This window comes from Psychromarinibacter sediminicola (assembly GCF_029168335.1).
GTDB classification, from domain to species: domain Bacteria; phylum Pseudomonadota; class Alphaproteobacteria; order Rhodobacterales; family Rhodobacteraceae; genus Psychromarinibacter; species Psychromarinibacter sediminicola.
This window is the reverse complement of sequence record NZ_JARGYC010000021.1, coordinates 1-25,596: the sequence shown is the minus strand read 5'-3', so window position 1 is coordinate 25,596 and position 25,596 is coordinate 1. Positions and strand designations below refer to the sequence as shown.

The window sequence follows — 25,596 nt, the reverse complement described above, 5'->3', positions numbered from 1 at the left end:
CGCTTTGCGGTCCGATCCGCCGGGGGCCAGCCCCCGCCGGCATGGTCTCTCGGACCAATGGCGCGAAAATGGCGCCCCCCCCCTTTAGCGTATTTGCAACGAGAAGAAGCTGCGGGGCGGTGCCTATCCCGTCAGGTAGAGCAGGGCGTAGAGCGTGACGGCGCCGGTGGCGAAGGCGGCCAGGAAGCTTTTCGTCAGGTAGCCCGTGGCCAGCGCCGCGACGGCGGCCGAGATGCGGGGCAGGTCGGGCTGGCCGCCCGTCGCCGCGGGCCAGATCACCAGCGGCGCGACGAGGCCGGGCAGCACCGCGACCGGCGTGTAGCGCAGGTGGCGCAGGATCCAGGCGGGCAGCTTGCGGTCGCCGATGATCCCCAGAAACGAGAACCGGATCAGGAAGGTGCCGAGGCCCAGCAGCACGATGATCGTCCAGACGGTAACGGGATCGTCGGTCATTTCCGCGCCTCCAGCCAGAGTTCGACCCGCGCCCCGACCATCATCGCGATCAGCCCCGCCACGATCACGCCGAGGCCCGACGGCATCCAGGCCAGCGCCAGCGCCGCGACGATCGAGGTGAAGGCGGCGGCCAGATGCGCGGGCGTCCGCAGCGACGGCGCGATGATCGACAGGAAGGCGATGGGCACCGCGAAGTCCAGCGCGAACCCCGGCGGGATGCGCGTGCCCACCAGCGCGCCGGCCAGGGTGAACAGATACCACGGCGGGCAGACCGGCGTGGAGGCGCCGAGGAAATAGGCCACCCGCTCGGGCACCGACAGGTCCGGGTGCCGCTCGTATTCGGCATTGGCCAGCGCGAAGGTCTGGTCGACGTTGAAATACGAGATCAGCAACCGCTGCCGCAGCGGCGCGGGCCCAAGATGCGGCACCAGCGCCGCGGAATACATCGCCATCCGCAGGTTCACCGCCAGCGCCGCCGCCAGCACGATCACCGTCGGCGCGTTCTCCTGCATCAGCTGCAGCGCGGTGATCTGCGACGCCCCCGCGATCACCAGCACCGAAAACCCCATCACCTCGGCCACCGACAGCCCCGCCTCGGTCGCCACCACGCCGAACACCATCGCGAAGGGGATCAGCACCACCAGGAACGGTACGCCGGCGCGGAAGCCGCGCCAATAGGCGGATCGGACGCCGTACCGCACGGGATCAGGCGAAGGCGCCGGCGACGCGGCCGAGCAGCATGAAGGCCCGCGCCGTCCGCGTGCCGCCCAGTTCCGCCATCTCGGCGTCGGTGGCGGTGGGCTCGAACCCCATCAGCATGTCGTCGAAGCGGCGCAGGAAGATATGGACCGCCTCGCGGAACTTCGGATCCTGGCGCATCCGCCCGGCCGCCAGCGCCAGCGACGAGCGGTCACGGATGCCGCCCAGCCCGGCCACGGCGCGCCCCCGCTCGCCCTTGGCGAAACGGCGCCAGACCTCGGGGCGGGCGCGGTCGGGCGACAGGTCGTCCATATAGATGCCTTCCTCGGCCAGAAGGCTGAGGACGTCCTGCGCCGCGGTGATCAGCTGGGCCGTCTGCCGGTCGTGCAGCGCCCGGCGCAGGGCGCGGAAGCCCTCCTTGTCCTCGCCGTTCTCCGGGAAGTTCAGCGCGCGCAGGAAGTCCGCCGTCGGCACCGGGTCCGACAGCGCCTCGGCCGGCGTGCCGAGCGCCAGCGTCGCCTGGTCGTCCGAGGGCTCCGCGCCGGGCGCGACCAGTGGCGGCACGGGCACCGGCGGGCGCCCCTCCACCGGCTGGCGGATCGAGGTGAAGGTGGTCAGCGCCGTCTCGGTCTTGCGGGCGGTGCGCGCGATCTCTTCCAGCTTCTGTTCCACCGTCGGCCGCACCGCGCCGCCGGGATAGGCGGTCTGCAGATAGCTCTGCCGGATCGCGTCGATGGCCGCCTGCAGCCGCGCCGATTCCTCGCGCATGATCCGGCCGGACCGCGCCGCCGCGGCGGCGACCCCGAGCATCGCCACCGGCATGAAGACGGCGATCAGCGTGATCACGAAGCCCAGCGTGTCGGCGTTCATCCCGCCCGGCTCGTCCATGAACAGAAAGAACAGCCCCACGCCCGCGACCCACATCACCGACAGCACGACCGCGACGACCTCGGTCGCGCCCGGCGGCGTGCGCCGGGCCTCGCGGTCGGCGCGGGAGGTGGTGTTTTTGCGGAACAGGGCCATGCCGGAAGGGGGCGGAAACCGCCTACTTGTACGCGACGCTCAGGACTTCATAGCTCTTCTCGCCACCGGGCGTGCGCACCTCGACGCTGTCGCCCTCCTCCTTGCCGATCAGGGCGCGGGCCAGCGGCGAGGCGATGTTGAGCTTGCCGTTGGTGATGTCCGCCTCGGGCTCGCCGACGATCTGATAGGTCCGTTCCTCGTCGGTGTCCTCGTCCACCAGCTCCACCGTGGCGCCGAACTTGATCGAGCCCGACATCTTCTCGGGGTCGATCACGTCGGCGCGGCCGATGATCGCCTCCAGCTCCTTGATTCGCGTCTCGATGAAGCCCTGCTTCTCGCGCGCGGCATGGTATTCGGCATTCTCGGACAGGTCGCCATGCTCGCGCGCCTCGGCGATGGCGCGGATCACGGCGGGGCGTTCCACCGACTTCAGCTGCTTCAGTTCGTCGTTCAACGCGGTATGGCCCGCGCGGGTCAGCGGTATCTTGTCCATGGGTCCGACGGGTCTTGGGTTGAGTGTGCCTTGGCCGCCTACCTCATCGCATGTGGCGTGAAAGTCAAGCGTATCGCGCCGCTGCGCGGGCCTCCGCCCGAAGCGCGGGGGGGCGCCGCCGCGGCGGGCGCGCGGGCCGGGCGGACCCGCGGATTTTTCGGGCCGGGCCCGAGGATCCCGTGTCGCGATTGACCCCCGCCGCCGCGCTCTTTACCTCTGGTCCGGACCTGACGGGATGAGAGGAACGCGAGGCATGGCCGACACCCAGCGCGAGTCGATGGAATACGACGTGGTGATCGTGGGCGCGGGCCCCGCCGGCCTGTCCGCCGCGATCCGGCTGAAGCAACTCGACTCCGACCTGGAGGTGGTGGTGCTGGAAAAGGGCTCCGAGGTCGGCGCGCATATCCTGTCGGGGGCGGTGCTGGACCCGTCCGGCCTCGACGCGCTGATGCCGGACTGGAAGGACAGGGGCGCGCCGGTCAAGACCAAGGTGACAAAGGACAACTTCTACCTGCTGGGCGAGGGCGGGCAGGTCCGCGTGCCCAACTGGCCGATGCCGCCGCTGATGAACAACCACGGCAACTACATCGTCTCGATGGGCAATGTCTGCCGCTGGATGGCCGAGCAGGCCGAGGCGCTGGGCGTCGAGATCTTCCCCGGCATGTCCTGTTCGGAACTCGTCTATGACGGCGACCGGGTGAAGGGCGTCGTCGCCGGCGAATTCGGCCGCAACCCCGACGGCACCCCCGGCGACGGCTACGAGCCTGGCATGGAGCTGCACGGCAAGTACGTGCTGATCGCCGAGGGCGTGCGCGGCTCGCTGTCCAAGGAGCTGATCGCGAAATACGAGCTGGCGAAGGACTCCGAGCCGCAGAAATACGGCCTCGGCATCAAGGAGATCTGGGAGGTCGACCCCGACAAGCACCGCGAGGGTACGGTCACCCACACCATGGGCTGGCCGCTGGGCAAGAACGCCGGCGGCGGCTCGTTCATCTACCACGCCGAGAACAACCAGGTGTTTCTCGGCTTCGTGGTTCACCTGAACTATGCCAACCCCTACCTGCGCCCCTACCAGGAATTCCAGCGGATGAAGCACCACCCGCTGGTCGCCGACCTGCTGGCGGGCGGCAAGCGCGTCGCCTACGGCGCCCGCGCCATCACCGAGGGCGGCTATCAGTCGATGCCGAAGCCGGTCTTCCCCGGCGGCGCGCTCCTGGGCTGTTCCGTGGGCCTCGTCAACGTCCCCCGCATCAAGGGCAACCACAACGCCATGCTCTCCGGCAAGGCCGCGGCCGAGGCGGTGCATGCCGCGCTGGGCGCCGGGCGCGAGGGCGACCTGCTCGACGACTACGCGGAAGAGCTGAAGACCGGCCCCGTCGGCCAGGACCTGCGCCGCGTGCGCAACGTCAAACCGATGTGGTCGAGATACGGGCTCTGGGCCTCGCTGGCGATCGGGGGCTTCGACATGTGGACCAACAACCTCCTCGGCGTGTCGCTCTTCGGCACCTTGAAGCACGGCAAGTCCGATGCCGCCGCTACCGGCAAGGCGTCCGATTACGCGCCCATCGACTATCCCAAGCCCGACGGCAAGCTCAGCTTCGACCGCCTGACCAATGTCAGCTACGCGATGACCAACCACGAGGAATCGCAGCCCTGCCACCTGCAGCTGAAGGACCCGGACGTCCCGATCAAGATCAACCTGCCCGAATACGCCGAACCGGCGCAACGCTACTGCCCGGCCGGCGTCTACGAGGTGGTCGAGAAGGACGGCAAGCCGGAATTCGTCATCAACTTCCAGAACTGCGTCCACTGCAAGACCTGCGACATCAAGGATCCCAGCCAGAACATCAACTGGGTCACGCCGCAGGGCGGGGACGGGCCGAACTATCCCAACATGTGACGGCGCTTGCCCGCGGGTCACAGTCGCGTGTTGGCCCGCGCCCCCGGGCGGCCTCGCTCATTGCTTCGGAATCCGTGCGAGTCTAGGGTTTGCCGACCCGAGAGAGAGGCGCAGAAACCGTGGCAATTCGACTGATACCGACCCTCTTCGCCCTGGCCACCGCCGGCCTTGGCCTGACCGCCCCCGCCGTGGCCCAGTCGCAGGGCATCGCCGGCCCCTATCTCGCCGCGCGGCACGCCTCGATCTTCAGCGACTTCCGCGCCGCGGCCGAGTATTACGGCCAGGCCATCGCCCGCGACCCGTCGAACCCGGGCCTGCTGGAAAGCGCGGCGATGTCCTACATGGCGCTGGGCGACGTCGACAAGGCGTCGGCCGTGGCACGGCGCCTGACGTCGCTGGGCGTCACCAGCCAGATCGCGAACATGGCGCTGGTCGCCAACCAGCTGAAGAACGAACAGTTCGAACAGGTGCTGGACGACTTCGAGGCCGGCCTCAGCATCGGCGAGGCGATGGACCCGCTGATCCGCGCCTGGTCGCAGATCGGCGCCGGCCGCATGTCCGCCGCGCTGGAGACCTTCGACGCGCTCGCCGCGGAAGAGGGGATGGAACTGTTCGGCCTCTACCACAAGTCGCTGGCGCTCGCGACGGTGGGCGATTTCGAAAGCGCGGCCGAGATCATGTCGGGCGAGGACAGCGGCCCGCTGCAGCTCACCCGCCGCGGCATCATCGCCTATGCCGAGGTGCTCAGCCAGCTGGAGCGCCAGGCCGACGCCATCGACCTGATCGACAAGGCGTTCGGGCCCGACCTCGACCCGGCGCTCGCCGCCATGCGCGACCGGCTGGAGGCCGGCGAGGTGCTGCCCTTCGACTCCGTCCGCGACGCCAAGGACGGCGCGGCCGAGGTGTTTCTGGTGGTCGCCGGTGCGCTCTCGGGCGAGACCTCGGACAGCTACACGCTGCTCTACAGCCGGGTGGCGGAATACCTGCGCCCCGGCCATGTCGACGCGATCCTGCTGTCGGCGGGGCTCCTGGAAAGCCTCGAACGCTACGAGCTCGCCACCGAGACCTACAGCCGCATCCCGCGCGACCACCCGTCCTTCGCCGCCGCGGAACTGGGCCGCGCCGAGGCGCTGCGCAAGTCCGGCAAGACCGAGGCCGCGATCGAGGTGATGGAACAGCTCACCCGGCTGCAGCCGGAGAACCCGTCGGTCTTCGTCACCCTGGGCGACGCGCTGCGCGGGCTGGAACGCTACGACGAGGCGTCGAAGGCCTATGACGAGGCCATCGCCCTGTTCGACGACCCGCAACAGCCGCAATGGATCCTGTTCTTCGCCCGCGGCATCACCCACGAGCGCGAGGACCGCTGGGAACAGGCCGAGGCCGATTTCCGCAAGGCGCTGGAGCTGAACCCGGGCCAGCCGCAGGTTCTGAACTATCTCGGCTATTCCTTCGTCGAGATGGGCGAGAACTACGACGAGGCGCTCGACATGATCGAAGAGGCCGTCGCCGCGGCGCCGAACTCCGGCTACATCATCGACTCGCTGGGCTGGGTGCAGTTCCAGCTGGGCCGCTACGACGAGGCCGTGACCAACCTGGAACGCGCCGCCGAGCTGATGGCGGTCGACCCGGTGGTCAACGATCACCTCGGCGATGCCTACTGGGCCGTCGGACGCTATAACGAGGCCCGGTTCCAGTGGAAGCGCGCCCTGTCCTTCGACCCCGAGGAGGACGAGGCCGAACGCATCCGCCGCAAGCTGGAAGTCGGGCTCGACGCCGTGCTGGAAGCCGAGGGCGAAGAGCCGATCCGGGTGACCAACACGGATGGCTGAGGCGTTCGCGCCGGCCAAGATCAACCTGACCCTTCACGTCACCGGCCAGCGGCCGGACGGCTATCACCTGCTGGATTCGCTGGTGGTCTTCGCCGGGATCGGGGACCGCATCGCGGTGGCGCCGGCCGACGACCTGACGCTCACCGTCACCGGGCCCATGGCGGCGGGCGTGCCCACCGACGGCAGCAACCTCGTGCTGCGCGCGGCGCGGGCGATGGGCGTGACCGGCGCGGCGATCACCCTGGAGAAACATCTGCCGGCGGCCGCCGGCATCGGCGGCGGCTCCTCCGACGCGGCGGCCACGCTGCGCGCGCTGGCCGGTATGACGGGGCGCGAGGTGCCGCCGGACCGCGGCCTGTCACTCGGCGCCGACGTGCCGGTCTGCCTGGCGGCCCGGTCCTGCCGGATGCGTGGCGTGGGCGAGGGGCTGGAGCCGGTTCCGGACCTCCCGCCGCTCGCGGCCGTGCTGGTCAATCCGGGCTGCGCGGTCTCCACCCCGGCCGTGTTCCGCGCGCTGGCCGCGCGGGACAACCCGCCGATGCCCGATCCGCTGCCCTCCTTCGACAGCCCGCGCACCCTGGCCGGCTGGCTGGCGGATCAGCGCAACGACCTCGAAGCCCCCGCCCTGGCCGCGGCGCCGCCGGTCGCCGAGGCGCTCGCGGCCCTGCGCGCGCAATCGCCCTTGCTGGCCCGCATGTCCGGCTCGGGCGCCACCTGCTTCTCGCTGCACGAGAGTTCCGCCTCCGCCGAAGCCTGCGCCCGCGCCGTCTCGGCCGCCCATCCGGACTGGTGGGTCCGCGCCACCACCTTCGCCCGGACCCCGTAGGGTGGGCAATCTGCCCACGCCGCACCCGGCCCGCGTCCGCGCCCGTCCACGGCTCCTGTTACCGCTATCGGCAAGAATTACAAAGACTTGGATATGCGTCCAACCTCGGACACCTAGCTGATCCGCGCCACAACGTAATCCGCCAGGTCAATCATCAGGCCCCGCAGCTCGCCCTCCGGCAGCGCCCGGATCGCCCCCTTCGCCCGCTCCGCCCAGCCCAGCGCGTCGGCTCGCGTCGCCGCCATCGCCCCGTGCCGGTCCAGCAGTTCCAGCGCATGCGCCAGGTCGCCGTCGCGCTGGTCGCCCTTCTCGATGACCCGCGTCCAGAACGCCCGCTCCTCCGCATCCGCCTGCGCCACCGCCTTGATCACCGGCAGGGTCAACTTCCGCTCCCGGAAATCGTCGCCCACGTTCTTCCCCGTGGCCGTCGCATCGCCCCCGTAATCCAGCAGATCGTCGACGATCTGAAACGCGATCCCCAGCGCATCCCCGTAGGTGAACAGCGCCGCCACCTGCTCCTCCGGCGCCCCGGCGATCACCCCGCCGACCTCGGTCGCCGCCGAGAACAGCGCCGCCGTCTTGCCCCGCACGACCTTCAGATAGACCGCCTCGTCGGTGCCCAGATCCCGCGCCGCGGTCATCTGCAGCACCTCGCCCTCGGCGATCACCGCCGCCGCGTTCGACAGGATCCGCAGAACCCGCATGTTCCCGGTATCGGTCATCAGCTGGAACGACCGGGCGAACAGGTAGTCCCCCACCAGCACGCTCGACTTGTTGTCCCACAGAAGGTTCGCCGTCGGCCGCCCCCGCCGCTGCCGGCTCTCGTCCACCACGTCGTCATGCAACAGCGTCGCGGTGTGGATGAACTCCACCGTCGCGGCCAGATGCACGTGATAGGGACCGCCATAGCCGCACAGCCGGGCCGCGGCCAGCGTCAGCATCGGCCGCAGCCGCTTGCCGCCCGCCTCCACCAGATGCGCCGTCACCTCCGGTATCCGCGGGGCATGCTCCGAGGCCATCCGCTCGCGGATCAGCGCGTTGACCGCGCCCATGTCCTCCGCCAGCATCTCGGCCAGCCGCTCGTGCGGTTTCGTCTGCGCCATGTCCATTGCGCTCACCATCCCGTCAGCCCTCTCGACATTTGGCCCTTCATATCCCTTAAATCGCGGAATGAAAGAGCTATTGCGCAGCAACGACCCGACTGTCATCGCCTACGCCACGGCGCTGCTGGAGGGCGAGGAGATCGACGCCTTCCAGATGGACGTGCATATGAGCGTGCTGGAGGGCTCCATCGGCATCCTGCCCCGCCGCCTGATGGTGCGCGACGAGGATCTGTTCCGCGCCCAGGCCATCCTGAGGGACAACGACATCTCCTTCGATGGCTGACCCGAGCGCGACGACCTGCGACGGGTTCCTGGGCGGGCGGCTGTCGATCCTGCAGCCGCAGCGGGGCTATCGCGCCGGGGTGGACCCGGTGCTCCTGGCCGCCGCGGTGACGGCGCGGCCCGGGCAGAGCGTGCTGGAGCTGGGCTGCGGCGCGGGCGTCGCGGCGCTGTGCCTGCAGGCGCGGGTCGGGGGGCTGGCACTGACCGGCCTGGAATTGCAGCCGGACTACGCCGCGCTCGCCCGCCGGAACGCCGACGCGAACGGGGTGCCCATGCGGGTGGTCGAGGGCGACCTGGCGCGGATGCCGACCGAGCTGCGCGCCGAAAGCTTCGACCATGTGCTGGCGAACCCGCCCTATTACCGGCGCGCCGCCCGCACCGCCGCCGCCCAGACGGGGCGCGAAACGGCGCTGGGCGAGGCCACGCCGCTCGCCGCCTGGATCGACGCCGCGGTCCGGCGGCTGGCGCCGCGCGGGGTGCTGACCGTGATCCAGCGGGCCGACCGGCTGCACGACCTGCTGACCGCCTGCGATAGCCGGCTGGGCGACGTGCAGGTGCAGCCGCTGGCCCCGCGCGACGGCCGCGCGGCGGAGCTTGTGCTGCTGCGCGCGGTGAAGGGCGCGCGGGGGCCGTTCCGCCTTCACGCGCCGCTGATCCTGCATGCCGGCGCGCGGCACGAGCGGGACGCAGAGAGCTACCGGGAAGAGATTCGCGCCGTCCTGAGAGACGGCAAAACCCTGCCGACCGGATGGCAGGAGGAGAAAGCGATGCTTAACTAATCCGTTACGGCGTCGCGTGACACTCGCGTGACAAGACCGGGATTTTGTGCTGCACTGATCCCATCAACACAGAAGGAGGACGGCGATGAGCTTGAGTTCGCACCTTGAGGAGCTCCGCAAGAAGCATGCGTCCCTGTCGGAACGGGTGGAAGCCGCCCAACAGCATCCCGGCAGCGACGATCTGGAAATCACCGAACTCAAGAAACAGAAGCTTCGCCTGAAAGAGGAAATCAGTCGCCTCAGTAGCTAGTCGCACCGGACGGGGCATCCGCCCTGCCGAGTGCGCTCCTCTCCCGGCGCGAATGACGGCGCCGGCCCGAACCGGACCGGCGCGCGCGATGCCTTGCGGCGTCGAGATCAGACGAAGAACTGCGCGCCGTTGGCCGAAATCGTCGAGCCATTGATGAAGCCCGCGTCATCCGACGCGAGGAAGGTCACGCAGCGCGCGATCTCTTCCGGCTCGCCCAGCCGCCCGGCCGGGATCTGCGCGATGATCGACTCGCGCACCTTTTCCGGAACGGCCATCACCATCTCGGTCGCGATATAGCCCGGGCACACGGCATTGGCGGTGATCCCGTTCCGCGCGCCCTCTTGCGCCAGCGACTTGACGATGCCCAGATCGCCGGCCTTGGTCGCGGCATAGTTGGTCTGCGCGAACTGGCCCTTCTGGCCGTTGATCGACGAGATCACGATGATCCGGCCGAACTTGCGCTCGCGCATGCCGGGCCAGACCGGGTGGAGGGTGTTGAACACGCCGGTCAGGTTGGTGTCGATCACCTCTTTCCACTGCTCCGGCGTCATCTTGTGAAACGGCGCGTCACGGGTGATGCCGGCATTCGCCACCACGACCTCGATCGGGCCGAGATCGGCCTCGACCCGCGCGATCCCCTCCTTGGAGTCGTCGTAATCGGCGACGTTCCACTTGTAGGTCTTGATCCCGGTCTCTTCGGTGAACTTGGCGGCCTTCTCGTCATTGCCGGCATAGGTCGCCGCGACGGTATAGCCGTCTGCCTGCAGCGCCTTCGAAATGGCCTCGCCGATGCCGCGGCTGCCGCCGGTGACGAGCGCAACTCTACCCATGATGTCCTCCAATTTGATCACGTTGACTTAAGGTTAAGTCTCTCCGACGCGCGCTAAATCAGCCCCGGCCAACCCGGTCAAGCCATTGCCGCGCGTCCCTTTCTCCCTGCGCCCAAGTGTCACGCAGCTTGGCCGGGTCTGTAAAGTCGATCTTGTCCGCCTCGGTCTCGTCGGCGGGCATGACGTAGCGGCGCCCCGCCACGTCGGGCAGGTTGCGATAGCGCCGGGTCAGCAGGACGAGCGTGTCGCCCCGGTCGGGCTCGGGCATCGGCGCCTGGTCGGCCATGCCGCCGTCGATGACCGGGCGGCCGTCCCACTTCGGCGGTTCGAACACGGGCGGAATGACGGCGGCGGCGCAGACGAGATCGCAAAGCTTGCCCTCCCGCGCCGCCTGATTGGCGTTCACCAGCGTGCGGGTCAGGCCCATCTTCTCGGCCCAGTCGAAATGCGGCGAGTTCACGATCTTCAGCTCCGCCTCGTAGGCCATCGCCATCGCGGTGCCGCTGAGCGTGGGGCTGCCGTGGTCGGGGGGATGCGCGATCTGGATCTGGTATTGCGCGCCCTGCGCCACGCGCCGCGCGGCCTCGGCGTCCAGCACGCTTTCGACCACCTCGCGATAGAGGCTCTGGTGCGGGGTGATTCCGTCGTCGCCTTCGTGGAAGAGGTCGAGGTTGCTGTCCTGGCGTTCGAACACCGCGCACATCGTGTCGAGGAGCCTGCGGGAGCGGCCGGAGAGAAAGGCCGCCCCGGCCAGCGCGCCGCCGCTGACCCCGGTGAGGCGCTTGGGCGCAATCTCCATGTGCCGGGCGACGACCGAGATGAAGCCGCCCTGCCAGAAGCAGCGAAGTCCGCCGCCCGAGAAGACGAGCTGGTCCGGGGGCCGGATCATGCGAGGGGGCAGGCCGCACTGGCGGCCCGCCCATGGCCCGTCAGGGGCGTTCGATGCACATCGCCACGCCCATGCCGCCGCCGATGCACAGCGTGGCCAGGCCCTTCTTGGCGCCGCGGCGCTTCATCTCGAACAGCAGGGTGTTCAGGACGCGCGCGCCGGAGGCGCCGATCGGGTGGCCGATGGCGATGGCGCCGCCGTTCACGTTCACGATCGACGGATCCCAGCCCATGTCCTTGTTCACGGCGCAGGCCTGCGCGGCGAAGGCTTCGTTGGCCTCGACCAGGTCCAGGTCGTCGACCTTCCAGCCGGCCTTTTCCAGCGCCTTGCGGCTGGCGTGGATCGGGCCGACGCCCATGATCGACGGGTCGAGCCCGGCAGTGGCGTAGGAGGCGATGCGCGCCAGCGGCTCGATCCCGCGCTTTTCCGCCTCGTCGGCGGACATCAGCAGGGCGCCCGCGGCGCCGTCGTTGATGCCGCTGGCGTTGGCGGCGGTGACGGAGCCGTCCTTGGCGAAGGCGGGGCGCAGCTTCTGCATCCCCTCGATGGTCGCGCCGTAGCGGATGTACTCGTCCTTCTCGACCACGATGTCGCCCTTGCGGGTCTTGACGGTGAAGGGCACGACCTCGTCGTCGAACTTGCCGGCGGTCTGCGCGGCCTCGGCCTTGTTCTGGCTGGCCAGCGCGAACTCGTCCTGCTGGTCGCGGCTGATCTGCCACTTCTCGGCGACGTTCTCGGCGGTGTTGCCCATGTGATAGCCGTTGAAGGCGTCCCACAGGCCGTCCTTGATCATCGTGTCGATGAACTTCAGGTCGCCCATCTTCTGGCCCTGCCGGATGTTCTGGCAGTGCGGCGCCATCGACATGTTCTCCTGCCCACCGGCGGCGATGATCGAGGCGTCGCCGAGCTGGATGTGCTGGGCGCCGAGCGCGACCGCGCGCAGGCCCGAGCCGCAGACCTGGTTGATGCCCCAGGCCGCCGATTCCTCGGGCAGGCCGGCATTGATATGGGCCTGGCGGGCCGGGTTCTGGCCCTGGCCGGCGGTCAGGACCTGGCCGAGTATGGTCTCGCTGACCTCGCCCTTGTCGATCCCGGCGCGGGAGACGAGGGCTTCGAGCACCGCGGCGCCCAGGTCGTGGGCGGGGGTGTTGGCGAAGGCGCCGTTGAAGCTGCCCACCGCGGTGCGCGCGGCGGAGGCGATTACGACATTGGTCATGGCAGTCCTCTCTCCATCAGACACGCCGGGCGGGCGCTGTGGAGCCGGTCGATCCTCCCCCCGCTCGCCGCCCGGAATTGCCGTTGGTGGTATGCCGGAAAGCCCTGTGATGCAAGCCTATGCTGCATCCGCAGCAAAGCGTCGCGCCCCCGCGTCAACCGGCGCGCAGCGCGGTATCCCCCGTGATCCAGTAGGGCCGGGTCGTGGGCGCGCCGAAGAAGTAGCCCTGCATGCAGTCGATTCCGACCTCGGTCAGGAAATCGGCGTCTTCGGCGGTCTCCACGTATTCGGCGACGGTGAACATCTCGAAGTGCCGGGCGATGGAGATCATCGCCTGCGTCAAAACCTGGTTGTCCGGGTCGGCGTGAATGCTCTGGATGAACTGGCCGTCGATCTTGAGAATGTCGAAATAGAACTGCCGCAGATACCGGAAGGCGGTGTAGCCGGCGCCGAAATCGTCGAGGGCGAAGGCGACGCCGCGGTGCTGCATGTCGGCCATGAACACCTGCACGATGTCGGGCACGACCATGGCGGAGGATTCGGTGATCTCGAGGATCAGCCGCTCCGCGATCGTGGGGTCGTGCGACAGGCCGCGGTTGAGCACGTCCATCCAGCGGGGATAGCCGATGGACCGGGCGGACATGTTGATCGACAGGCGCAGCCCGGGATTGTCCAGCAGCGTCTGCAGCCCCATTTCCAGCGACAGGCAGTCGATCTGTCGGCCGGCCTCGGTGGTTTCGATGGTGTCGATGAAGTCGCGGGCCGGAATCACGCGGCCCGTGCTGTCCATGATGCGGATCAGCCCCTCCCAGAACGCCGGGCGGTCGGGGCGGGCGGCCGGGATGACGGGCTGAAAGGCAAGCATGACATGGCGGCGCGCGACGGCCTCTTTCACCATGGCCATGATGTTGCGGTCCCGCTCGGACACGGCGTAGGACAGGGGACTGTCGGCGCCGGGGGGCGCGACAAAGCCGCCATGATCCGAATCCTGCATGCTGCCCTCCGTCGAAGCAGGGACGAAAATGCGGCAGAACCGTTTACAACCGGTGAACCTTCGCGTTTTGTTCTTGTTCTAGAGGCGTTTGAGGTTAACGTCCAAGGCGTTGAAAGGGCAGGGTTATGGGCCAGAGATGCGACTGGTGCGGCAGCGAGCCGATCTACGTGGCCTACCACGATACCGAATGGGGCGTGCCCGAACGCGACGGCCGCGCGCTGTGGGAAAAGCTGATTCTGGACGGGTTCCAGGCCGGGCTGTCCTGGCTCACGATCCTGAAGAAACGCGAGAATTTTCGCACGGCCTTCGCCGGCTTCGACCCCGAGGTCGTCGCGACCTGGGGCGAGCCGGAGGTCGCCCGGCTGCTCTCCGATCCCGGCATCGTGCGGCACCGCGGCAAGATCGAGGCGACGATCGGCAATGCGCGTGCCTATCTCGACATCGAGGCGCGCGAGGGGTTCTCGGACTTCCTTTGGACCCGCGCCGGCGGCGCGCCGGTGCAGAACCGCTTTGCCACGATGGCCGAGGTGCCCGCGGACACGCCGGTGTCGAAGGCGATCTCGCGCGATCTGAAGGCCGCCGGCTTCCGGTTCTGCGGGCCGACCATCGTCTATGCCTGGATGCAGGCCTGCGGCATGGTGAACGACCACCTCGTCACCTGCCCGCGGCACGACGCGGTGGCGGCGATGGCGTGGTGAGGCGTCAGCTGCCGCCGCCGATCAGCGCCCGAAAGATCGCCTTGGCGCTGTCGCTCGACCAGTCGGCATCGCCCTGGAGCCGTGCGATCTCGCGGCCCTCGGGATCCAGGACGACGCTGATCGGCAAGGCCAGAACGGCCATCTGGCGGGCCAGCTGCTGTTTCGGGTCGCGGTAGAGCGGCAGGTTGTCGACCCCCACCTCGTCGAAGAACCGCCGCATCCCGGCGGGCGGATTGCGCCCGGTGGCGATGGTGACGACCTCGAACGCCTCGCCGCCCAGTTCGGCCTGCAGCGCCGAGAGCGAGGGCATCTCCTCGCGGCAGGGCGCGCACCAGGTGGCCCAGAAATTCACCAGCACGTATTTGCCCGCGAAGGCGTCCAGCCCCATCTCGGCGTCGCCGTCGCCCAGGAAGGTCACCTCCGGCACCGCCTCCGGCTCGGAATGGAAGTTCAGCTTGCGCATGTCGCCCTCGCGCATCGCCTCCAGCGCGGCCGTGTCGGCGGCGGCGGCGACATTTGCGGTAAGGCAAAGGCAGGTGTAGAGGACGGCGAACCGGAACCAGCGCATGTATCTCCCTCCGAAGGGTTTCCCACGATGACCGACAGCCAGTCCAACGCCCAGTCCAACGCCATGTGGGGCGGGCGTTTCGCCGCGGGGCCGGACGCGATCATGGAGGCGATCAACGCCTCGATCGGGTTCGACAAGCGGTTGTACGCCCAGGACATCGAAGGCTCCCGGGCCCATGCCGCGATGCTGGCGGCGCAGGGCATCCTGACTGATAAAGACGCGCACGCGATCCGGGAAGGGCTTCTCACGGTCTTGTCAGAGATCGACTCGGGGGCGTTCGATTTCTCGGCCACGCTGGAGGACATCCACATGAACGTGGAGGCGCGGCTGAAGGCGCTGATCGGCGAGGCGGCGGGGCGGCTGCACACGGCGCGGTCGCGCAACGACCAGGTGGCGACGGATTTCCGGCTGTGGGTCCGCGACCAGTGCGACGCGGCCGATGCGGGGCTCGTCGCGCTCTGCCGCGCGCTTCTCGCGCAGGCGGAGGCCGGCGCGGACTGGGTCATGCCGGGCTTCACCCATCTGCAAACGGCGCAGCCGGTGACCTGGGGGCATCACATGCTGGCCTATGTCGAGATGTTTTCGCGCGACCTCGGGCGGTTTCGCGACGCCCGGGCGCGGATGAACGAGTGCCCGCTGGGTGCGGCGGCGCTGGCGGGCACGTCGTTTCCGATCGACCGGGAGGCGACGGCGCGGGCGCTGGGCTTCGACCGGCCGATGGCGAATTCGCTCGATGCGGTGTCCGACCGCGACTTTGCGCTGGAGTTCCTCTCGGCGGCGTCGATCTGCGCGGTCCACCTGTCGCGGATGGCCGAGGAGCTGGTGATCTGGGCCTCGGCGCAGTTCCGTTTCGTGGCGCTGTCGGACCGGTTCTCGACCGGCTCGTCGATCATGCCGCAGAAGAAGAACCCCGACGCGGCCGAGCTGATCCGCGCCAAGATCGGCCGGATCCTGGGGGCGCAGGTGGCGCTGTTCACGGTGATGAAGGGGCTGCCGCTGGCCTATTCCAAGGACATGCAGGAGGACAAGGAGCAGGTCTTCGACGCGGCCGACCACCTGATGCTGGCGCTGGCGGCGATGGAGGGCATGGTGCGCGACATGACCGCGAACGTGCCCGCGCTGGAGGCGGCGGCGTCGTCGGGCTTCTCCACCGCGACGGATCTGGCCGATTGGCTGGTCAGGGAACTGGACCTGCCGTTCCGCGAGGCGCATCATGTGACCGGGGCGCTGGTGGCGCTCGCCGAGGCGAAGGGCTGCGACCTGCCGGATTTGTCGCTGGAGGAGATGCGCGGCGTGCATGACGGCATTCGCGAGGACGTGTTCGGGGTGCTGGGGGTGCACAACTCGGTGGCGTCGCGGGTGAGCTACGGCGGGACGGCGCCGGAGCGGGTGCGCGAGCAGGTGGTGCGTTGGAAGGAGGCGCTGGGATGAAGTGGCTTTGGATGGTCCTGGTGCTGGGCGTCGCGGCCTGCGGGGTCGACGGGGCACCGGTGCCGCCGGGATCGGACGTGGACCCGGACAATATCACCGACCCCGAGGATTTCGACCCGGGCGTGTTCTTCTAGGCCGATGTCGGGGCTTCGGATGATCTATCTGGCGCTCGCGGTCTGGGGCGCGGTGCATCCGATGGTCTGGTTCGTGACGTTCTGGCGCGAGGAGGGCTGGTCGCTCTCGGCGCTGGTGTCGTCTTGGTACGTGAACGCGGGGAGCACGGGGCTGGTCTTGGACCTGACCATCGCGGCGGTGGCGCTGACGGTCTGGATCGTGGCGGAGACCTGGGTGCGGCGGAACTGGTTGGCGCTGGTCGCGGTGCCGGCGACGTTCTGCATCGGGGTGAGCTGTGGGTTGCCGCTCTACCTGTTCCTGCGGACGCGGCCAGTGGCGATTCAGCCGTAACGGGCCACGAAATTCTTCAGGATCCGCTCCGGGGCATGGACGTCGGCGGCGTCGACCATGGCGTGCAGCGCGTCGGCCGTCTCGGGCGGGAAATAGCCGCGGTGTTTGTAGATGTCGATGCGGAGGTGGAAGACTTGGGGGTCGGCCTCCGGGTGGAACTGGGTGGCGTAGACGTGGCTGCCATGGCGGATCATCTGGAACGGGCAGGCATCGGAGCGCAGCAGGTGGGTGGCGCCGGGCGGCAGGTTTTGGGCGGCCTCCTTGTGGCCGACAAAGGCGTCGAAGCTGTCGGGGCAGCCGGCGAGGAGCGGGTCGCTGCGGCCGGCGTCGGTGAGGTGGCAGGTGGAGGTGCCGACGGGTTCGCCGTAGCGGGCCTTGGAGACCGCGCCGCCGAGGTGATGGGCGAGGATGCCGATGCCGTAGCAGCAGCCGAGGAACGGCAGGTCGCGGGCGGTGATCTCGGGCATCAGGCTCATCACGGCGTCCTCTATCCGCTTCTCGACCGGCGGCTTGGCGGCGTCGGGGTCGGAGACGCAGCCGGGGCCGCCGCCGACGATGGTGCCCGCATAGACGGACAGATCGAGGTCGGGGGGCAGGACCTCCTGGTCGAGACGGATGCGATGGGTGTCGGCCGGGGTGAGGCCGCCCTTGGAGAGGAACGCCTCGTATTCGTTGTCGGCGGCCTCGGTCTCGGGGCGGAGCTGGAGGATCAGGAAGGGCTTCATCGGCGGCATCCGGGCGGGGCGGTTGCCGTGTGATGGCGGAGTTCGGCGGGCGGGTCAATCGGGCTTGTCCGAGGGTGTCCAAGGTTGGACGGTATGTCAACTCTTTGAAATCGTTAATGATAGCGGTAACTGACATTGGGGTGTCCAGGCTGTGCGGCACGTCCTCGTGCTGCACCGCCCCCGGCCTCGTGCCGGCCCCTTCCCCGGTCTTGAGCTGGGTGCCCTTTCCAGGCGACGGGCCCCGGCAAAAGGCCGGGGCGGGTTGTCGCGAAGACCAGCGTCAGCCGTGGGAACGCCGGGCGACGGGGTGGGCCGCGCCGGCCGCGGGTCAGGCGCTGTGCCGTTCCGGCACGGCGGGCCAGTGGCCGGAGTCGTCGTCGGTGTGGCCGGTGAAGGAAAAGGCGCGGGTGCTTTCCGACAGGTTCTCGACCTCGCGGGCCAGCGACTGGGTCGCGGCCGTCGTCTCCTGGAACATCGCCGCGTTCTGCTGGGTGACCTTGTCGAGCTGACCCGTCGCGGCGTTGATGTCTTCCAGCCCGCTGGACTGCTCCTGCGCGGCCTCGGCGAGGCTGGCGACCTTGCCGCGGATCTCCTTCACGAATTCGGCGATCTGTTCCAGGGCGCCGCCGGATTCGTCCACCAGCTTCACGCCGCCGTCGATCTGGCTGGAGGTGGTGCGGATCAGTTCCGCGATCTCCTGTGACGCCTCGGACGACCGCTGGGCCAGCTGACGCACCTCGGACGCGACGACGGCAAAGCCGCGCCCCGTCTCGCCGGCGCGCGCGGCCTCGACCCCGGCGTTCAGCGCCAACAGGTTGGTTTGGAAGGCGAGGCCGTCGATCACGTCGGTGATCTTCGACACCTTTTCCGAGCTTTGCGCGATCTCGTTCATCGCCTGCACCGCCTTGCGCACGGTTTCCAGCCCGGCGGAGGTGCTCTGCTCGGCCGAGTTGGAGGTCTGCGACGCCTCTTCGGCGCTGCGGGCGGCGTTGCGGACCGAGGCGGTCATCTGGTCGAGCGCGGCCGCGGTCTCTTCCAGCGTGGCGGCCTGGCGTTCCGTCCGGGTGCTGAGATCGCTCGCGGCGCCGTCGATCTGGGTCGTGTCGGCGCGAAGCCGGTCGGCGCGTTCCGAGATGCCGGCGATCACGTCGGACAGCGACTCGAGCGCACTGTTGAACTGCTCTTTCAGTTCCTGGAACTCGCGCGGGACGTCCTGCGACACGCGCGTGGATAGATCGTTGGCGGCCAGCCCGGCGACGGCGTCGCGGAAGGCGGAGATCGCCTCTTTGGTCGGGGTGATGTCGGTGGCGAATTTCTCGACCCCGATGACCTGTCCGTCCTCGTCCCGGATCGGGTTGTACGTCGCCTGCAGCCAGATCTCCCGGCCCGACTTGCCGATGCGGCGGAATTCGCCGGACTTGTACACACCGGCGCGCAGATCCTCCCAGAAGCGGCGGTAGTCGTCGGTCCCGGTCTCCTCGGCGGGCATGAAGATGCTGTGGTGGCGGCCCTTGATCTCCTCCAGCGTATAGCCGACGGCGTTCAGGAAATTCGCGTTCGCGGTCCGGATCGTGCCGTCCTGCGCGAACCCGATGATCGCCTGCGATGCGTCCAGCGATTTCAGGCGGGACTCCGCGAGAAGGGCCTCGTGCTTGTCGGCGGTGACGTCGCTTGCCATTTTCACGACGCCGGTGACGCGCCCTTTGGCATCGAGGATCGGGTTGTAGCTGGCCCGCAGCCAGATTTCGCGCCCGTTCTTGCCGATCCGGCGGAATTCGCCCGCCTTGAACTGACCCTCGGCAAGCTCGCGCCAGAAGGAGCCGTAGGCGTCGGACCGCCTCTCTTGCTCGGAGACGAAGATGCGATGGTGCTTGCCGACGATCTCCTCGCGGCCGTAGCCCATCGTCTTCAGAAAGTTCTCGTTCGCCATGCGGATCGTGCCGTCGGGTTCGAACTCGATCCGTGCCTGCGAGCGGTCGAGCGCGTCCAGGCGGCTTTGCGCGCCGTCGTTCTCGGCGCGATGGCCGACATCGCGGGCGAACAGGACGACGCGGCGCAAGGCGCCTGTCTCGTCCATCAGCGGCACGTAGTCGGCGCCGATCCGGACCGATTGCCCGGCACTGTCGTTTCGCAGGAGGGGCTCGGTCGTTTGGGAGCGGCCGGCCTTCAGCGCCTCCCACAGCGCGCGGCGGTCCGCGGTGCCCTTGTCCTTCGTGGCGAGCAGGTCATCATGCGACACGCCGGCGATCTTCGCGGGGTCGCAGCCCGTCAGGGCACAGAACCTGGCGGTGGCCTGCTGGATCCGGCTGTCGGCGCCGATCCAGGCAACCGCGATCTGGTCGCCGACGGCCTCGAACAGGTCGGACGTGAGGTCGGGTCCGGTGCCCCTGGCCTGTTTCAAAAAGGCGCGCATCTGCAATCTCCCTCGGTGGACGCGGACGCGACCATGGGGGGATTCGGGTTAACGGGCGGTGAGCGCCATCGGAGGCGCGCGGGTTTTTCCATTGCATTCGATCTAATTCGCGCCGGCCCCGCGAAAGTGCCGGGGCGAAGGCGGGCGGTCTCGCCCCGCGGGGCGGCTACCGGCGCGCGGCGAAGCGCCGGACCTCGATTCCGGCCGTCTCCAGGCCGCTCCGCACCGCGCGGCTCAGGGCGACGGCGTCGGCGTTGTCACCGTGCATGCAGATCGTGTCGATACGGGTCGGAATGCGCTTGCCGGTGTCGGTGACGATGGCGCCTTCGGAGACCATCTCGGCGATGCGCCTCGCCGCGTGGTCGGGGTCGTGGATGACGGCGTGGGGCTGGCTGCGGTCGACCAGCGTGGCGTCGTCGTTATAGGCGCGGTCGGCGAAGATCTCGGCGGCATAGGCGCAGCCGAGATCGCGGACGGCGCGTTCCTGGGCGGTGGCGGCCATCGCGACGATGACGATGTCGGGGTCCACGTCGAGCGCGGCGGCGTAGCAGGCCATTGCCATCTCGGCGTCCTCGGAGGTCATGTTGCCGAGGGCGCCGTGGAGCTTCAGGTGGCGGACCTGCGCCCCGGCGGCCTTGGCCATCGTCTGGGCGGCGCCGAGCTGATAGCGGGTCCAGTTCGCCAGCGTCTCGTGCGGCACGGTCATCCGGCGGCGGCCGAAGCCCTGCAGGTCGAGAAGGCCGGGATGCGCGCCGATGCCGACGCCGCCGCGAGCGGCGCGGGCCATGGTTTGTGCCATCGTGTCGGGGTCGCCGGCGTGGAAGCCGCAGGCGATGTTGGCCGAGGTCACGATGTCCAGCAGCGCGGCGTCGTTGCCCATCGGCCAGGGGCCGAAGCTTTCGCCCATGTCGGCGTTGAGATCGACGGTGGTCATGGCTCTTCCCTCCCGGTGGTGACGCCCCCGATCAGCTGATAGCCGAGGAGGTCCGGGATGTCGTGCGGATTGCGGACCAGGGGGCGGGTGGATTTCGGCAGTTGCGCCAGTCGATTGGCGTGGTCGCGCAGGGCGGCCAGCGCCTCGTCGCGGGTGACGAAGGCGAAGCGGATGGTGTCGCCGGCGCGGGCCTGGGCGACGCGGGGCAGGTCGGGCGGGATCACGGTGGCGATGCGGGGATAGCCGCCGGTGGTCTGGCATTCCGACAGCAGGACGAAGGGCGCGCCGTCGCCGGTGGCCTGGATGTCGCCGGGCACGATGATCTCGGACAGGATGTGGAGCTGGTCCTGCGCCGCGAAGGGCGCCCCGTCGAAGCGCATCTTGACGCCCATGCGGTTGCCGCGGGGGTCGCGGGTGAACTCGGTGTCCTCGAAGCGTTTGAGGTCGTCCGGGGCGAAGCGGTCGGTCTGCATCGAGGGGATGACCCGCACGGTGCCGCCGGAGAAGCGGTCGGCGATGTCGAGCGTCTGGCCGGTCTCGCCGGCGTGGTCCGGGCCGAGGGGCAGGGTGTCGCCCTCGGCCAGCGCCCGGCCGAGCCCCGCGGCGAGGTGGGCGGAGCGGGCGCCGAGCACGGGCTCGGTGGCTATGCCGCCGCCGAGGTGGAGGTAGCCGTAGGTGCCCTGTCGCGCGCCGCCGATGGCGAGGCGGGCGCCGGCGGGCAGGGTGTGGCTGGCGTTCCAGGTCAGCCTTTCGCCGTTCAGGGTGGCCTGCATGGGCGCGCCGGTCAGCGCGATGCGGATGTCGGTGTCGGCGGAGACAACGCCGCCCATGCCGGCCATCTCGACGGCGGCGGTGTCGGGCGGCTGGCCCAGCAGCGCCGCGCCTTCGGCCAGCGCGAGCGGATCGGCGGCGCCGCCGCGCGAGAGGCCCTGGCCCAGGTGGCCGGGGCGACCGGTGTCCTGCACCGTCAGGCCGGGGCCGGCGCTGTGGATGGTCAGAGTGGCGCTCATCAGGCGGGACCGCCTTCTTCGCGGATCGGCGTGACCGTGGCGCCGCCGTCGTCGCTGTCCTGCAGGGCTTCGATGTCGCGGACGGGGACCGGCGAGAAGGCGATCTCGTCGCCGGGGGTGAGCGGGAAGGGCGTCTCCGCGTCCGGCCGGAACGAGCGGAAGGCGGTCTGGCCGATATGGCGCCAGCCCGTGGGCGTCGGCCGCGCGAAGACGATGAGCTGGCGGATCGCCGCGACGAGCGCGCCTTTGGGGACGTTCGGCGTCAGCTCTTGCAGGCGGGGGATGTTCCAGTGCTCGGGCAGCCGGCCCAGATAGGCCTGGCCCGGGGCGAAACCGATGGTCAGGACGCGGGTGCGGGCGGCGGCGATCTCCTCGCGCGCCTGGTCGGGGGTGAGACCGGCGGCGTCTGCGGCCTCATCGAACTGCGGGCCGGCGTCGCCGCCGAGGGCGACGGGGATGGTCCAGAGGCGGCGGCCCTCGGGCAGGGGCGCGCGGGTCCAGTCGGTCTCGGCCAGCAGGTCCCGCAGGCGGCCGGCCAGCGCGTCGCGGTCCAGCGTCAGCGGGTCGTAGCGCAGGAAGGCCGAGGCCAGCGAGGTCGCGGTTTCCTGCACGCCGTCCCAGCCCTGCGCGTCGACGGCCGCGCGGAAGGCGAGCGCGGCGCGGTTCGCGGGCTCGGACAGGGTGTCGGCGAAGGTGACGAGCAGGCCGGAGAGGCCCACGTCGCGGATCGCGGGAAAGGCGGGCGCGTCGGTCATGGCGGCAGCATCGGGCCGAACGGGCGAGTCGGCAACCCGCCTTGCCCGGTGGGACGGGGGCGGGGCAGGGTGGGTGCCTGTCGTTGTGCGCCGGCGCCCGCGGGGCGATCAGGGTAGGCCAGCGGCCGCAGCTGCCGTCCGGAGGGCGCCGGGCCGGCAGGGCCGCGCCCCAGCCTTGGGTGCCGATCCGCGTGCGACGTCGGGGAGGCGGTCCCGGTGCGCCTGGGATCGGACGGCCACGTCGCCTTGCGGCAGCCGGGCCAGGACGGGGGCGGCGGGGTCGAAGGGCATGGCGGCCGTCCGGTGCAGGCGCGTGGTTGGGCAGAGCCGGTTCGTGCGGGGCGCGGGCAAGCGCTTTGCAAAGCGCTTGCAAGCGGCGTCCAAGCCGCTTGCGTGCGGGCGTCCCGGTTTTTCTTTGACCGCATTGTGGGCGCGGGCGAGACTGCTTACGTGCGGCGCATCTGCGAAAGGGGGATCCGATGAAGGTTGGCGACAGGCATTACCGCTCGATCTGGATGGAGGACGGCGCGGTCCGGATCATCGACCAGCGCTGGCTGCCGCACGAGTTCCGCGTCGTGACGGTCGAGTCGCTGGACGAGTTCGCCGCCGCGATCCGCGAGATGTGGGTGCGCGGGGCGCCGCTGATCGGGGCGACGGCGGCCTACGGTGTGGCCTGCGCGATGGCGCGGGATCCCTCGGACGGAACCCTGACCGAGACCTGCGAGGTGCTGCACGCGACGCGGCCGACGGCCGTCAACCTGCGCTGGGCGCTGGAGGCGATGCGGGCCGCCGTGGCGCCTCTGCCCGCGGGCGACCGCGCGACGGCGGCCTTCGCCAAGGCGGCGGCGATCTGCGACGAGGACGTGGAGATGAACCGGATGATCGGGGTCCACGGGCTGGAGATCGTCCGCGAGATCGCGACGCGGAAGGACGGGCCGGTGCGGGTGCTGACACATTGCAACGCGGGCTGGCTGGCGACGGTGGACTGGGGCACGGCGACCTCGCCGATCTACCAGGCGCACGAGGCCGGTATCCCGGTGCATGTCTTCGTCGACGAGACCCGGCCGCGGAACCAGGGCGCTTTGCTGACCGCCTGGGAGCTGGCGGGGCACGGGGTGAGCCATGACCTGATCGTGGACAATGCCGGCGGGCACCTGATGCAGCGGGGCGAGGTGGATCTGGTGATCACCGGGACCGACCGGACGACGGCGCGGGGCGACGTGTGCAACAAGATCGGCACCTACCTGAAGGCGCTGGCGGCGCATGACAACGGGGTGCCGTTCTACGTGGCGCTGCCCTCGCCGACGATCGACTGGACGATCTCGGACGGCTTCGAGATCCCGATCGAGGAGCGGGGCGGCGACGAGGTCACGCATGTGCAGGGCAAGCTGGCGGACGGCGCGGTGTCGTCGGTGCAGATCTCGCCCGATGCGACGCCGGCGCGGAACCCGGCCTTCGACGTGACGCCCGCGCGGCTGGTGACCGGGCTGATCACCGAGCGCGGCGTGGTGGCGCCGGGGGAGCTGGCCGGGCTGTTTCCCGACCGGGCGGCGTAGGCGCGTCGGCCCGAGGGCCGGCGCTTGGAGAATGGCGGTGCGCCGGCCGAGCGGTGGCGCTTTTCTGCGACAGGCCCCTCGCTTTCCGCAAGAGAGCATGGGCCCCGGCAGATCAGGGCCGCGCGAGGAAGTCGAGGATCGTGGCGATACGCGGCCCGCTTGCGGGATCGGGCGCGAGGCAAAGCGTGTTGCCGCTTTCGACCACGTTGAACGCGGCGCCCGGTATGCAGGCGGCGATGAGGCGGCCCTCAGCCAGCGGATGGAGCGTGTCGTTCCGGGCGTGGCTGACGAGCGTCGCTGCGGTGACGCGCGGCAGGTCGGGCCGGGCATCGAAACGGTCGATCACGGCGCGGCTCTTGAGCGAGTCCTCTGCCCTCGTGGCGCTGCCGATCAGTTCGATCGGGTGGGTCGCATCGTCGTAGGTCAGCCCCGGCGCGGCAATCGACACCCAGGCGCGCATGAAGCCGTTCGCCGGATCGCCCCAGCCGCCGCTTTGCAGGAGCGAGATGAAGGGATCGTCCGGCCGGTTCTTGTTGTCGTCGCCGCGCATCGCCCTGCCGCGGGCGTAGCCTTCGAGGAGGACGAGGCGGGATATCTCGTCCGGCCGGGTGGCCGCCAGCCGGATCGCCACGGCAGCGCTGTTGAGCACGGCGAGAACCGCGTAGGGCGGCACCACCTCGGCCGCCCTGGCCACGCTGCGCAGGTCCGCCAGGTGATGGTCGAGCGTGTCCGCCGTGCCGGCGGGATCGGAGAGACCGGTCCCGCGGATATCGTAGCGGATCAGCCTATGGCGCGACGAAAGCGCGTCGAGGATCGGGCGATAGAGGGGACTCGCCCAGTCGCGTTCCAGATGGGTCACATGGTGCGAGGCCATGACCAGCGGCGGGCCCGTCCCGGAGACGGTATAGGCGATCATCGTACCGTCGGGCGATGTCGTGTAGCGGATCGTCTGCTGCGTGCCCGGCGCCGCGGCGGCCGGAGGGCTGTCGCCGGGCGATGCGGGATCCGCGGCCGCTTCGGTGCGGACCGGCGCGATCAGCTCGATGCCGCGGCGCGGGACGGTGCGGATCACGGCCTGCGCCTTGCCGGTGTCGCCGACGGCCGTGCGGGCGGCGGCGATGCGCGCGCTGATCGTCGCCTCGGAGACGATGCGTCCCTGCCAGACCGCCTCGATCAGGCGGTCGCGGGTCACGAGCTGTCCGGGGGTCTCGGCCAGCAGGCGCAGAAGGTCGAAGACCTGCGGCTCCAGCCGAACGGCTTCGCCGGCGCGCGAAAACGTGTAGCTTCCCGTGTCCAGCAGACAATCCGCGAAGGCATACCGCATCGAAACCGCCCCTTACCCTGCGTCCACACTGCACGACACAGGGTTTTTTTGTGGGACATTTCCACCTGCCTCGCGCGGCGGAACGCCGTGCAGCGCCGCCTCTCGGCGATTGCTCTGCAATCGCCTGTCGGCAGGGCATTTCGTTTCGAAA

The 25,596-nt window shown here is 69.7% G+C and carries 27 protein-coding genes; 11 read left to right on the top strand and 16 right to left on the bottom strand.

Annotated features, from left to right (window positions below):
• Positions 1–123 precede the first annotated feature (123 nt).
• Genes P1J78_RS09865 through greA form a run of 4 tightly spaced genes read right to left on the bottom strand, consistent with a single transcriptional unit; the run spans position 124 to position 2,668 of the window.
• Positions 124–453 (bottom strand): branched-chain amino acid transport AzlD family protein, encoded by a 330-nt coding sequence (locus tag P1J78_RS09865; RefSeq protein ID WP_275567177.1) that lies wholly within the window; start codon positions 451–453, stop codon positions 124–126.
• Positions 450–1,154, bottom strand: coding sequence for an AzlC family ABC transporter permease (locus P1J78_RS09860; RefSeq protein ID WP_275567176.1), 705 nt, complete (start codon positions 1,152–1,154; stop codon positions 450–452). The genes P1J78_RS09865 and P1J78_RS09860 overlap by 4 nt, the downstream gene beginning before the upstream one ends.
• Before the next feature lie 4 nt (positions 1,155–1,158).
• Positions 1,159–2,175, bottom strand: coding sequence for a hypothetical protein (locus P1J78_RS09855; protein WP_374213231.1), 1,017 nt, complete (start codon positions 2,173–2,175; stop codon positions 1,159–1,161).
• Between the two features lie 22 nt (positions 2,176–2,197).
• A complete protein-coding gene (gene greA / locus P1J78_RS09850; protein ID WP_275567175.1) occupies positions 2,198–2,668 on the bottom strand; it encodes a transcription elongation factor GreA in 471 nt (156 codons plus the stop codon).
• A gap of 253 nt (positions 2,669–2,921) precedes the next feature.
• On the opposite strand from greA, the gene P1J78_RS09845 reads away from it, so the two are divergent.
• The 3 genes from P1J78_RS09845 to P1J78_RS09835 all read left to right on the top strand — a co-directional run bounded on the left by P1J78_RS09845 (position 2,922) and on the right by P1J78_RS09835 (position 7,223).
• Positions 2,922–4,568 (top strand): electron transfer flavoprotein-ubiquinone oxidoreductase, encoded by a 1,647-nt coding sequence (locus tag P1J78_RS09845; protein ID WP_275567174.1) that lies wholly within the window; start codon positions 2,922–2,924, stop codon positions 4,566–4,568.
• A 119-nt stretch (positions 4,569–4,687) separates the two neighbouring features.
• Positions 4,688–6,397, top strand: coding sequence for a tetratricopeptide repeat protein (locus tag P1J78_RS09840; RefSeq protein ID WP_275567173.1), 1,710 nt, complete (start codon positions 4,688–4,690; stop codon positions 6,395–6,397).
• Positions 6,390–7,223, top strand: a complete 834-nt coding sequence (locus P1J78_RS09835; protein WP_275567172.1) for a 4-(cytidine 5'-diphospho)-2-C-methyl-D-erythritol kinase — start codon at positions 6,390–6,392, stop codon at positions 7,221–7,223. The genes P1J78_RS09840 and P1J78_RS09835 overlap by 8 nt, the downstream gene beginning before the upstream one ends.
• A gap of 113 nt (positions 7,224–7,336) precedes the next feature.
• Here the strand turns inward: P1J78_RS09835 and P1J78_RS09830 are convergent, their stop codons facing one another.
• A complete protein-coding gene (locus P1J78_RS09830; RefSeq protein WP_275567220.1) occupies positions 7,337–8,332 on the bottom strand; it encodes a polyprenyl synthetase family protein in 996 nt (331 codons plus the stop codon).
• Positions 8,333–8,393: 61 nt separating this feature from the next.
• Between P1J78_RS09830 and P1J78_RS09825 the strand changes: the two genes are divergently transcribed.
• The 3 genes from P1J78_RS09825 (at position 8,394) to P1J78_RS09815 (ending at position 9,637) form a co-directional block, all read left to right on the top strand.
• Positions 8,394–8,609: a putative signal transducing protein gene (locus tag P1J78_RS09825; RefSeq protein ID WP_275567171.1), complete on the top strand. Its 216-nt coding sequence runs from the start codon at positions 8,394–8,396 to the stop codon at positions 8,607–8,609.
• Entirely contained in the window at positions 8,602–9,387 is a 786-nt protein-coding gene (locus tag P1J78_RS09820) for a tRNA1(Val) (adenine(37)-N6)-methyltransferase (RefSeq protein ID WP_275567170.1), read from the top strand. The genes P1J78_RS09825 and P1J78_RS09820 overlap by 8 nt, the downstream gene beginning before the upstream one ends.
• Before the next feature lie 85 nt (positions 9,388–9,472).
• Positions 9,473–9,637, top strand: coding sequence for a YdcH family protein (locus P1J78_RS09815; RefSeq protein WP_275567169.1), 165 nt, complete (start codon positions 9,473–9,475; stop codon positions 9,635–9,637).
• 107 nt (positions 9,638–9,744) lie between these two features.
• Here the strand turns inward: P1J78_RS09815 and phbB are convergent, their stop codons facing one another.
• The 4 genes from phbB to P1J78_RS09795 all read right to left on the bottom strand — a co-directional run bounded on the left by phbB (position 9,745) and on the right by P1J78_RS09795 (position 13,566).
• Positions 9,745–10,467: an acetoacetyl-CoA reductase gene (phbB, locus tag P1J78_RS09810; RefSeq protein ID WP_275567168.1), complete on the bottom strand. Its 723-nt coding sequence runs from the start codon at positions 10,465–10,467 to the stop codon at positions 9,745–9,747.
• Between the two features lie 58 nt (positions 10,468–10,525).
• On the bottom strand, positions 10,526–11,356 hold the full coding sequence (locus P1J78_RS09805) for a patatin-like phospholipase family protein (RefSeq protein WP_275567167.1): 831 nt from the start codon (positions 11,354–11,356) through the stop codon (positions 10,526–10,528).
• A gap of 40 nt (positions 11,357–11,396) precedes the next feature.
• Positions 11,397–12,572 (bottom strand): acetyl-CoA C-acetyltransferase, encoded by a 1,176-nt coding sequence (locus tag P1J78_RS09800; protein WP_275567166.1) that lies wholly within the window; start codon positions 12,570–12,572, stop codon positions 11,397–11,399.
• A 154-nt stretch (positions 12,573–12,726) separates the two neighbouring features.
• The gene (locus P1J78_RS09795) at positions 12,727–13,566 is read right to left on the bottom strand and encodes an EAL domain-containing protein (RefSeq protein WP_275567165.1); all 840 of its coding nucleotides are present in this window, start codon (positions 13,564–13,566) and stop codon (positions 12,727–12,729) included.
• Positions 13,567–13,691: 125 nt separating this feature from the next.
• On the opposite strand from P1J78_RS09795, the gene P1J78_RS09790 reads away from it, so the two are divergent.
• Positions 13,692–14,264: a DNA-3-methyladenine glycosylase I gene (locus tag P1J78_RS09790; RefSeq protein ID WP_275567164.1), complete on the top strand. Its 573-nt coding sequence runs from the start codon at positions 13,692–13,694 to the stop codon at positions 14,262–14,264.
• Positions 14,265–14,268: 4 nt separating this feature from the next.
• Here the strand turns inward: P1J78_RS09790 and P1J78_RS09785 are convergent, their stop codons facing one another.
• Complete coding sequence (locus P1J78_RS09785; protein ID WP_275567163.1) at positions 14,269–14,832, bottom strand: TlpA family protein disulfide reductase; 564 nt, start codon at positions 14,830–14,832, stop codon at positions 14,269–14,271.
• 27 nt (positions 14,833–14,859) lie between these two features.
• Between P1J78_RS09785 and argH the strand changes: the two genes are divergently transcribed.
• From argH to P1J78_RS09770, 3 genes are read left to right on the top strand one after another with little or no spacing between them, the layout of a single operon-like run.
• Positions 14,860–16,263: an argininosuccinate lyase gene (gene argH / locus P1J78_RS09780; RefSeq protein WP_275567162.1), complete on the top strand. Its 1,404-nt coding sequence runs from the start codon at positions 14,860–14,862 to the stop codon at positions 16,261–16,263.
• Positions 16,260–16,397 (top strand): hypothetical protein, encoded by a 138-nt coding sequence (locus P1J78_RS09775; RefSeq protein ID WP_275567161.1) that lies wholly within the window; start codon positions 16,260–16,262, stop codon positions 16,395–16,397. Before argH ends, P1J78_RS09775 begins: the two co-directional genes overlap by 4 nt.
• Before the next feature lie 4 nt (positions 16,398–16,401).
• Positions 16,402–16,728: a DUF2834 domain-containing protein gene (locus tag P1J78_RS09770; RefSeq protein ID WP_275567160.1), complete on the top strand. Its 327-nt coding sequence runs from the start codon at positions 16,402–16,404 to the stop codon at positions 16,726–16,728.
• Here the strand turns inward: P1J78_RS09770 and P1J78_RS09765 are convergent.
• From P1J78_RS09765 to P1J78_RS09745, 5 genes are all read right to left on the bottom strand, one after another.
• Complete coding sequence (locus tag P1J78_RS09765; RefSeq protein WP_275567159.1) at positions 16,719–17,453, bottom strand: glutamine amidotransferase; 735 nt, start codon at positions 17,451–17,453, stop codon at positions 16,719–16,721. The genes P1J78_RS09770 and P1J78_RS09765 overlap by 10 nt on opposite strands.
• Positions 17,454–17,781: 328 nt before the next feature.
• Positions 17,782–19,866, bottom strand: coding sequence for a methyl-accepting chemotaxis protein (locus tag P1J78_RS09760; RefSeq protein WP_275567158.1), 2,085 nt, complete (start codon positions 19,864–19,866; stop codon positions 17,782–17,784).
• A gap of 166 nt (positions 19,867–20,032) precedes the next feature.
• Complete coding sequence (locus P1J78_RS09755; RefSeq protein ID WP_275567157.1) at positions 20,033–20,800, bottom strand: LamB/YcsF family protein; 768 nt, start codon at positions 20,798–20,800, stop codon at positions 20,033–20,035.
• Positions 20,797–21,810, bottom strand: a complete 1,014-nt coding sequence (locus P1J78_RS09750; protein ID WP_275567156.1) for a 5-oxoprolinase subunit C family protein — start codon at positions 21,808–21,810, stop codon at positions 20,797–20,799. Before P1J78_RS09750 ends, P1J78_RS09755 begins: the two co-directional genes overlap by 4 nt.
• Positions 21,810–22,565, bottom strand: coding sequence for a 5-oxoprolinase subunit B family protein (locus P1J78_RS09745; RefSeq protein ID WP_275567155.1), 756 nt, complete (start codon positions 22,563–22,565; stop codon positions 21,810–21,812). Before P1J78_RS09745 ends, P1J78_RS09750 begins: the two co-directional genes overlap by 1 nt.
• Before the next feature lie 479 nt (positions 22,566–23,044).
• On the opposite strand from P1J78_RS09745, the gene mtnA reads away from it, so the two are divergent.
• Complete coding sequence (gene mtnA, locus P1J78_RS09740) at positions 23,045–24,121, top strand: S-methyl-5-thioribose-1-phosphate isomerase (protein ID WP_275567154.1); 1,077 nt, start codon at positions 23,045–23,047, stop codon at positions 24,119–24,121.
• A gap of 112 nt (positions 24,122–24,233) precedes the next feature.
• On the opposite strand, the gene P1J78_RS09735 is transcribed toward mtnA, so the two are convergent.
• Entirely contained in the window at positions 24,234–25,445 is a 1,212-nt protein-coding gene (locus P1J78_RS09735; RefSeq protein ID WP_275567153.1) for an alpha/beta hydrolase, read from the bottom strand.
• Between the last annotated feature and the right edge of the window lie 151 nt (positions 25,446–25,596).

Bases quoted from the DNA above. Each gene is read 5' to 3' on its own strand.
- P1J78_RS09865 (WP_275567177.1), bottom strand. From the start codon at position 453: ATGACCGACGATCCCGTTACCGTCTGGACGATCATCGTGCTGCTGGGC.
- P1J78_RS09855 (WP_374213231.1), bottom strand. From the start codon at position 2,175: ATGGCCCTGTTCCGCAAAAACACCACCTCCCGCGCCGACCGCGAGGCC.
- greA (WP_275567175.1), bottom strand. From the start codon at position 2,668: ATGGACAAGATACCGCTGACCCGCGCGGGCCATACCGCGTTGAACGAC.
- P1J78_RS09845 (WP_275567174.1), top strand. From the start codon at position 2,922: ATGGCCGACACCCAGCGCGAGTCGATGGAATACGACGTGGTGATCGTG.
- P1J78_RS09835 (WP_275567172.1), top strand. From the start codon at position 6,390: ATGGCTGAGGCGTTCGCGCCGGCCAAGATCAACCTGACCCTTCACGTC.
- P1J78_RS09830 (WP_275567220.1), bottom strand. From the start codon at position 8,332: ATGGACATGGCGCAGACGAAACCGCACGAGCGGCTGGCCGAGATGCTG.
- P1J78_RS09825 (WP_275567171.1), top strand. From the start codon at position 8,394: ATGAAAGAGCTATTGCGCAGCAACGACCCGACTGTCATCGCCTACGCC.
- P1J78_RS09820 (WP_275567170.1), top strand. From the start codon at position 8,602: ATGGCTGACCCGAGCGCGACGACCTGCGACGGGTTCCTGGGCGGGCGG.
- P1J78_RS09815 (WP_275567169.1), top strand. From the start codon at position 9,473: ATGAGCTTGAGTTCGCACCTTGAGGAGCTCCGCAAGAAGCATGCGTCC.
- phbB (WP_275567168.1), bottom strand. From the start codon at position 10,467: ATGGGTAGAGTTGCGCTCGTCACCGGCGGCAGCCGCGGCATCGGCGAG.
- P1J78_RS09805 (WP_275567167.1), bottom strand. From the start codon at position 11,356: ATGATCCGGCCCCCGGACCAGCTCGTCTTCTCGGGCGGCGGACTTCGC.
- P1J78_RS09800 (WP_275567166.1), bottom strand. From the start codon at position 12,572: ATGACCAATGTCGTAATCGCCTCCGCCGCGCGCACCGCGGTGGGCAGC.
- P1J78_RS09795 (WP_275567165.1), bottom strand. From the start codon at position 13,566: ATGCAGGATTCGGATCATGGCGGCTTTGTCGCGCCCCCCGGCGCCGAC.
- P1J78_RS09790 (WP_275567164.1), top strand. From the start codon at position 13,692: ATGGGCCAGAGATGCGACTGGTGCGGCAGCGAGCCGATCTACGTGGCC.
- P1J78_RS09785 (WP_275567163.1), bottom strand. From the start codon at position 14,832: ATGCGCTGGTTCCGGTTCGCCGTCCTCTACACCTGCCTTTGCCTTACC.
- argH (WP_275567162.1), top strand. From the start codon at position 14,860: ATGACCGACAGCCAGTCCAACGCCCAGTCCAACGCCATGTGGGGCGGG.
- P1J78_RS09775 (WP_275567161.1), top strand. From the start codon at position 16,260: ATGAAGTGGCTTTGGATGGTCCTGGTGCTGGGCGTCGCGGCCTGCGGG.
- P1J78_RS09770 (WP_275567160.1), top strand. From the start codon at position 16,402: ATGTCGGGGCTTCGGATGATCTATCTGGCGCTCGCGGTCTGGGGCGCG.
- P1J78_RS09765 (WP_275567159.1), bottom strand. From the start codon at position 17,453: ATGAAGCCCTTCCTGATCCTCCAGCTCCGCCCCGAGACCGAGGCCGCC.
- P1J78_RS09760 (WP_275567158.1), bottom strand. From the start codon at position 19,866: ATGCGCGCCTTTTTGAAACAGGCCAGGGGCACCGGACCCGACCTCACG.
- P1J78_RS09755 (WP_275567157.1), bottom strand. From the start codon at position 20,800: ATGACCACCGTCGATCTCAACGCCGACATGGGCGAAAGCTTCGGCCCC.
- P1J78_RS09750 (WP_275567156.1), bottom strand. From the start codon at position 21,810: ATGAGCGCCACTCTGACCATCCACAGCGCCGGCCCCGGCCTGACGGTG.
- P1J78_RS09745 (WP_275567155.1), bottom strand. From the start codon at position 22,565: ATGACCGACGCGCCCGCCTTTCCCGCGATCCGCGACGTGGGCCTCTCC.
- mtnA (WP_275567154.1), top strand. From the start codon at position 23,045: ATGAAGGTTGGCGACAGGCATTACCGCTCGATCTGGATGGAGGACGGC.
- P1J78_RS09735 (WP_275567153.1), bottom strand. From the start codon at position 25,445: ATGCGGTATGCCTTCGCGGATTGTCTGCTGGACACGGGAAGCTACACG.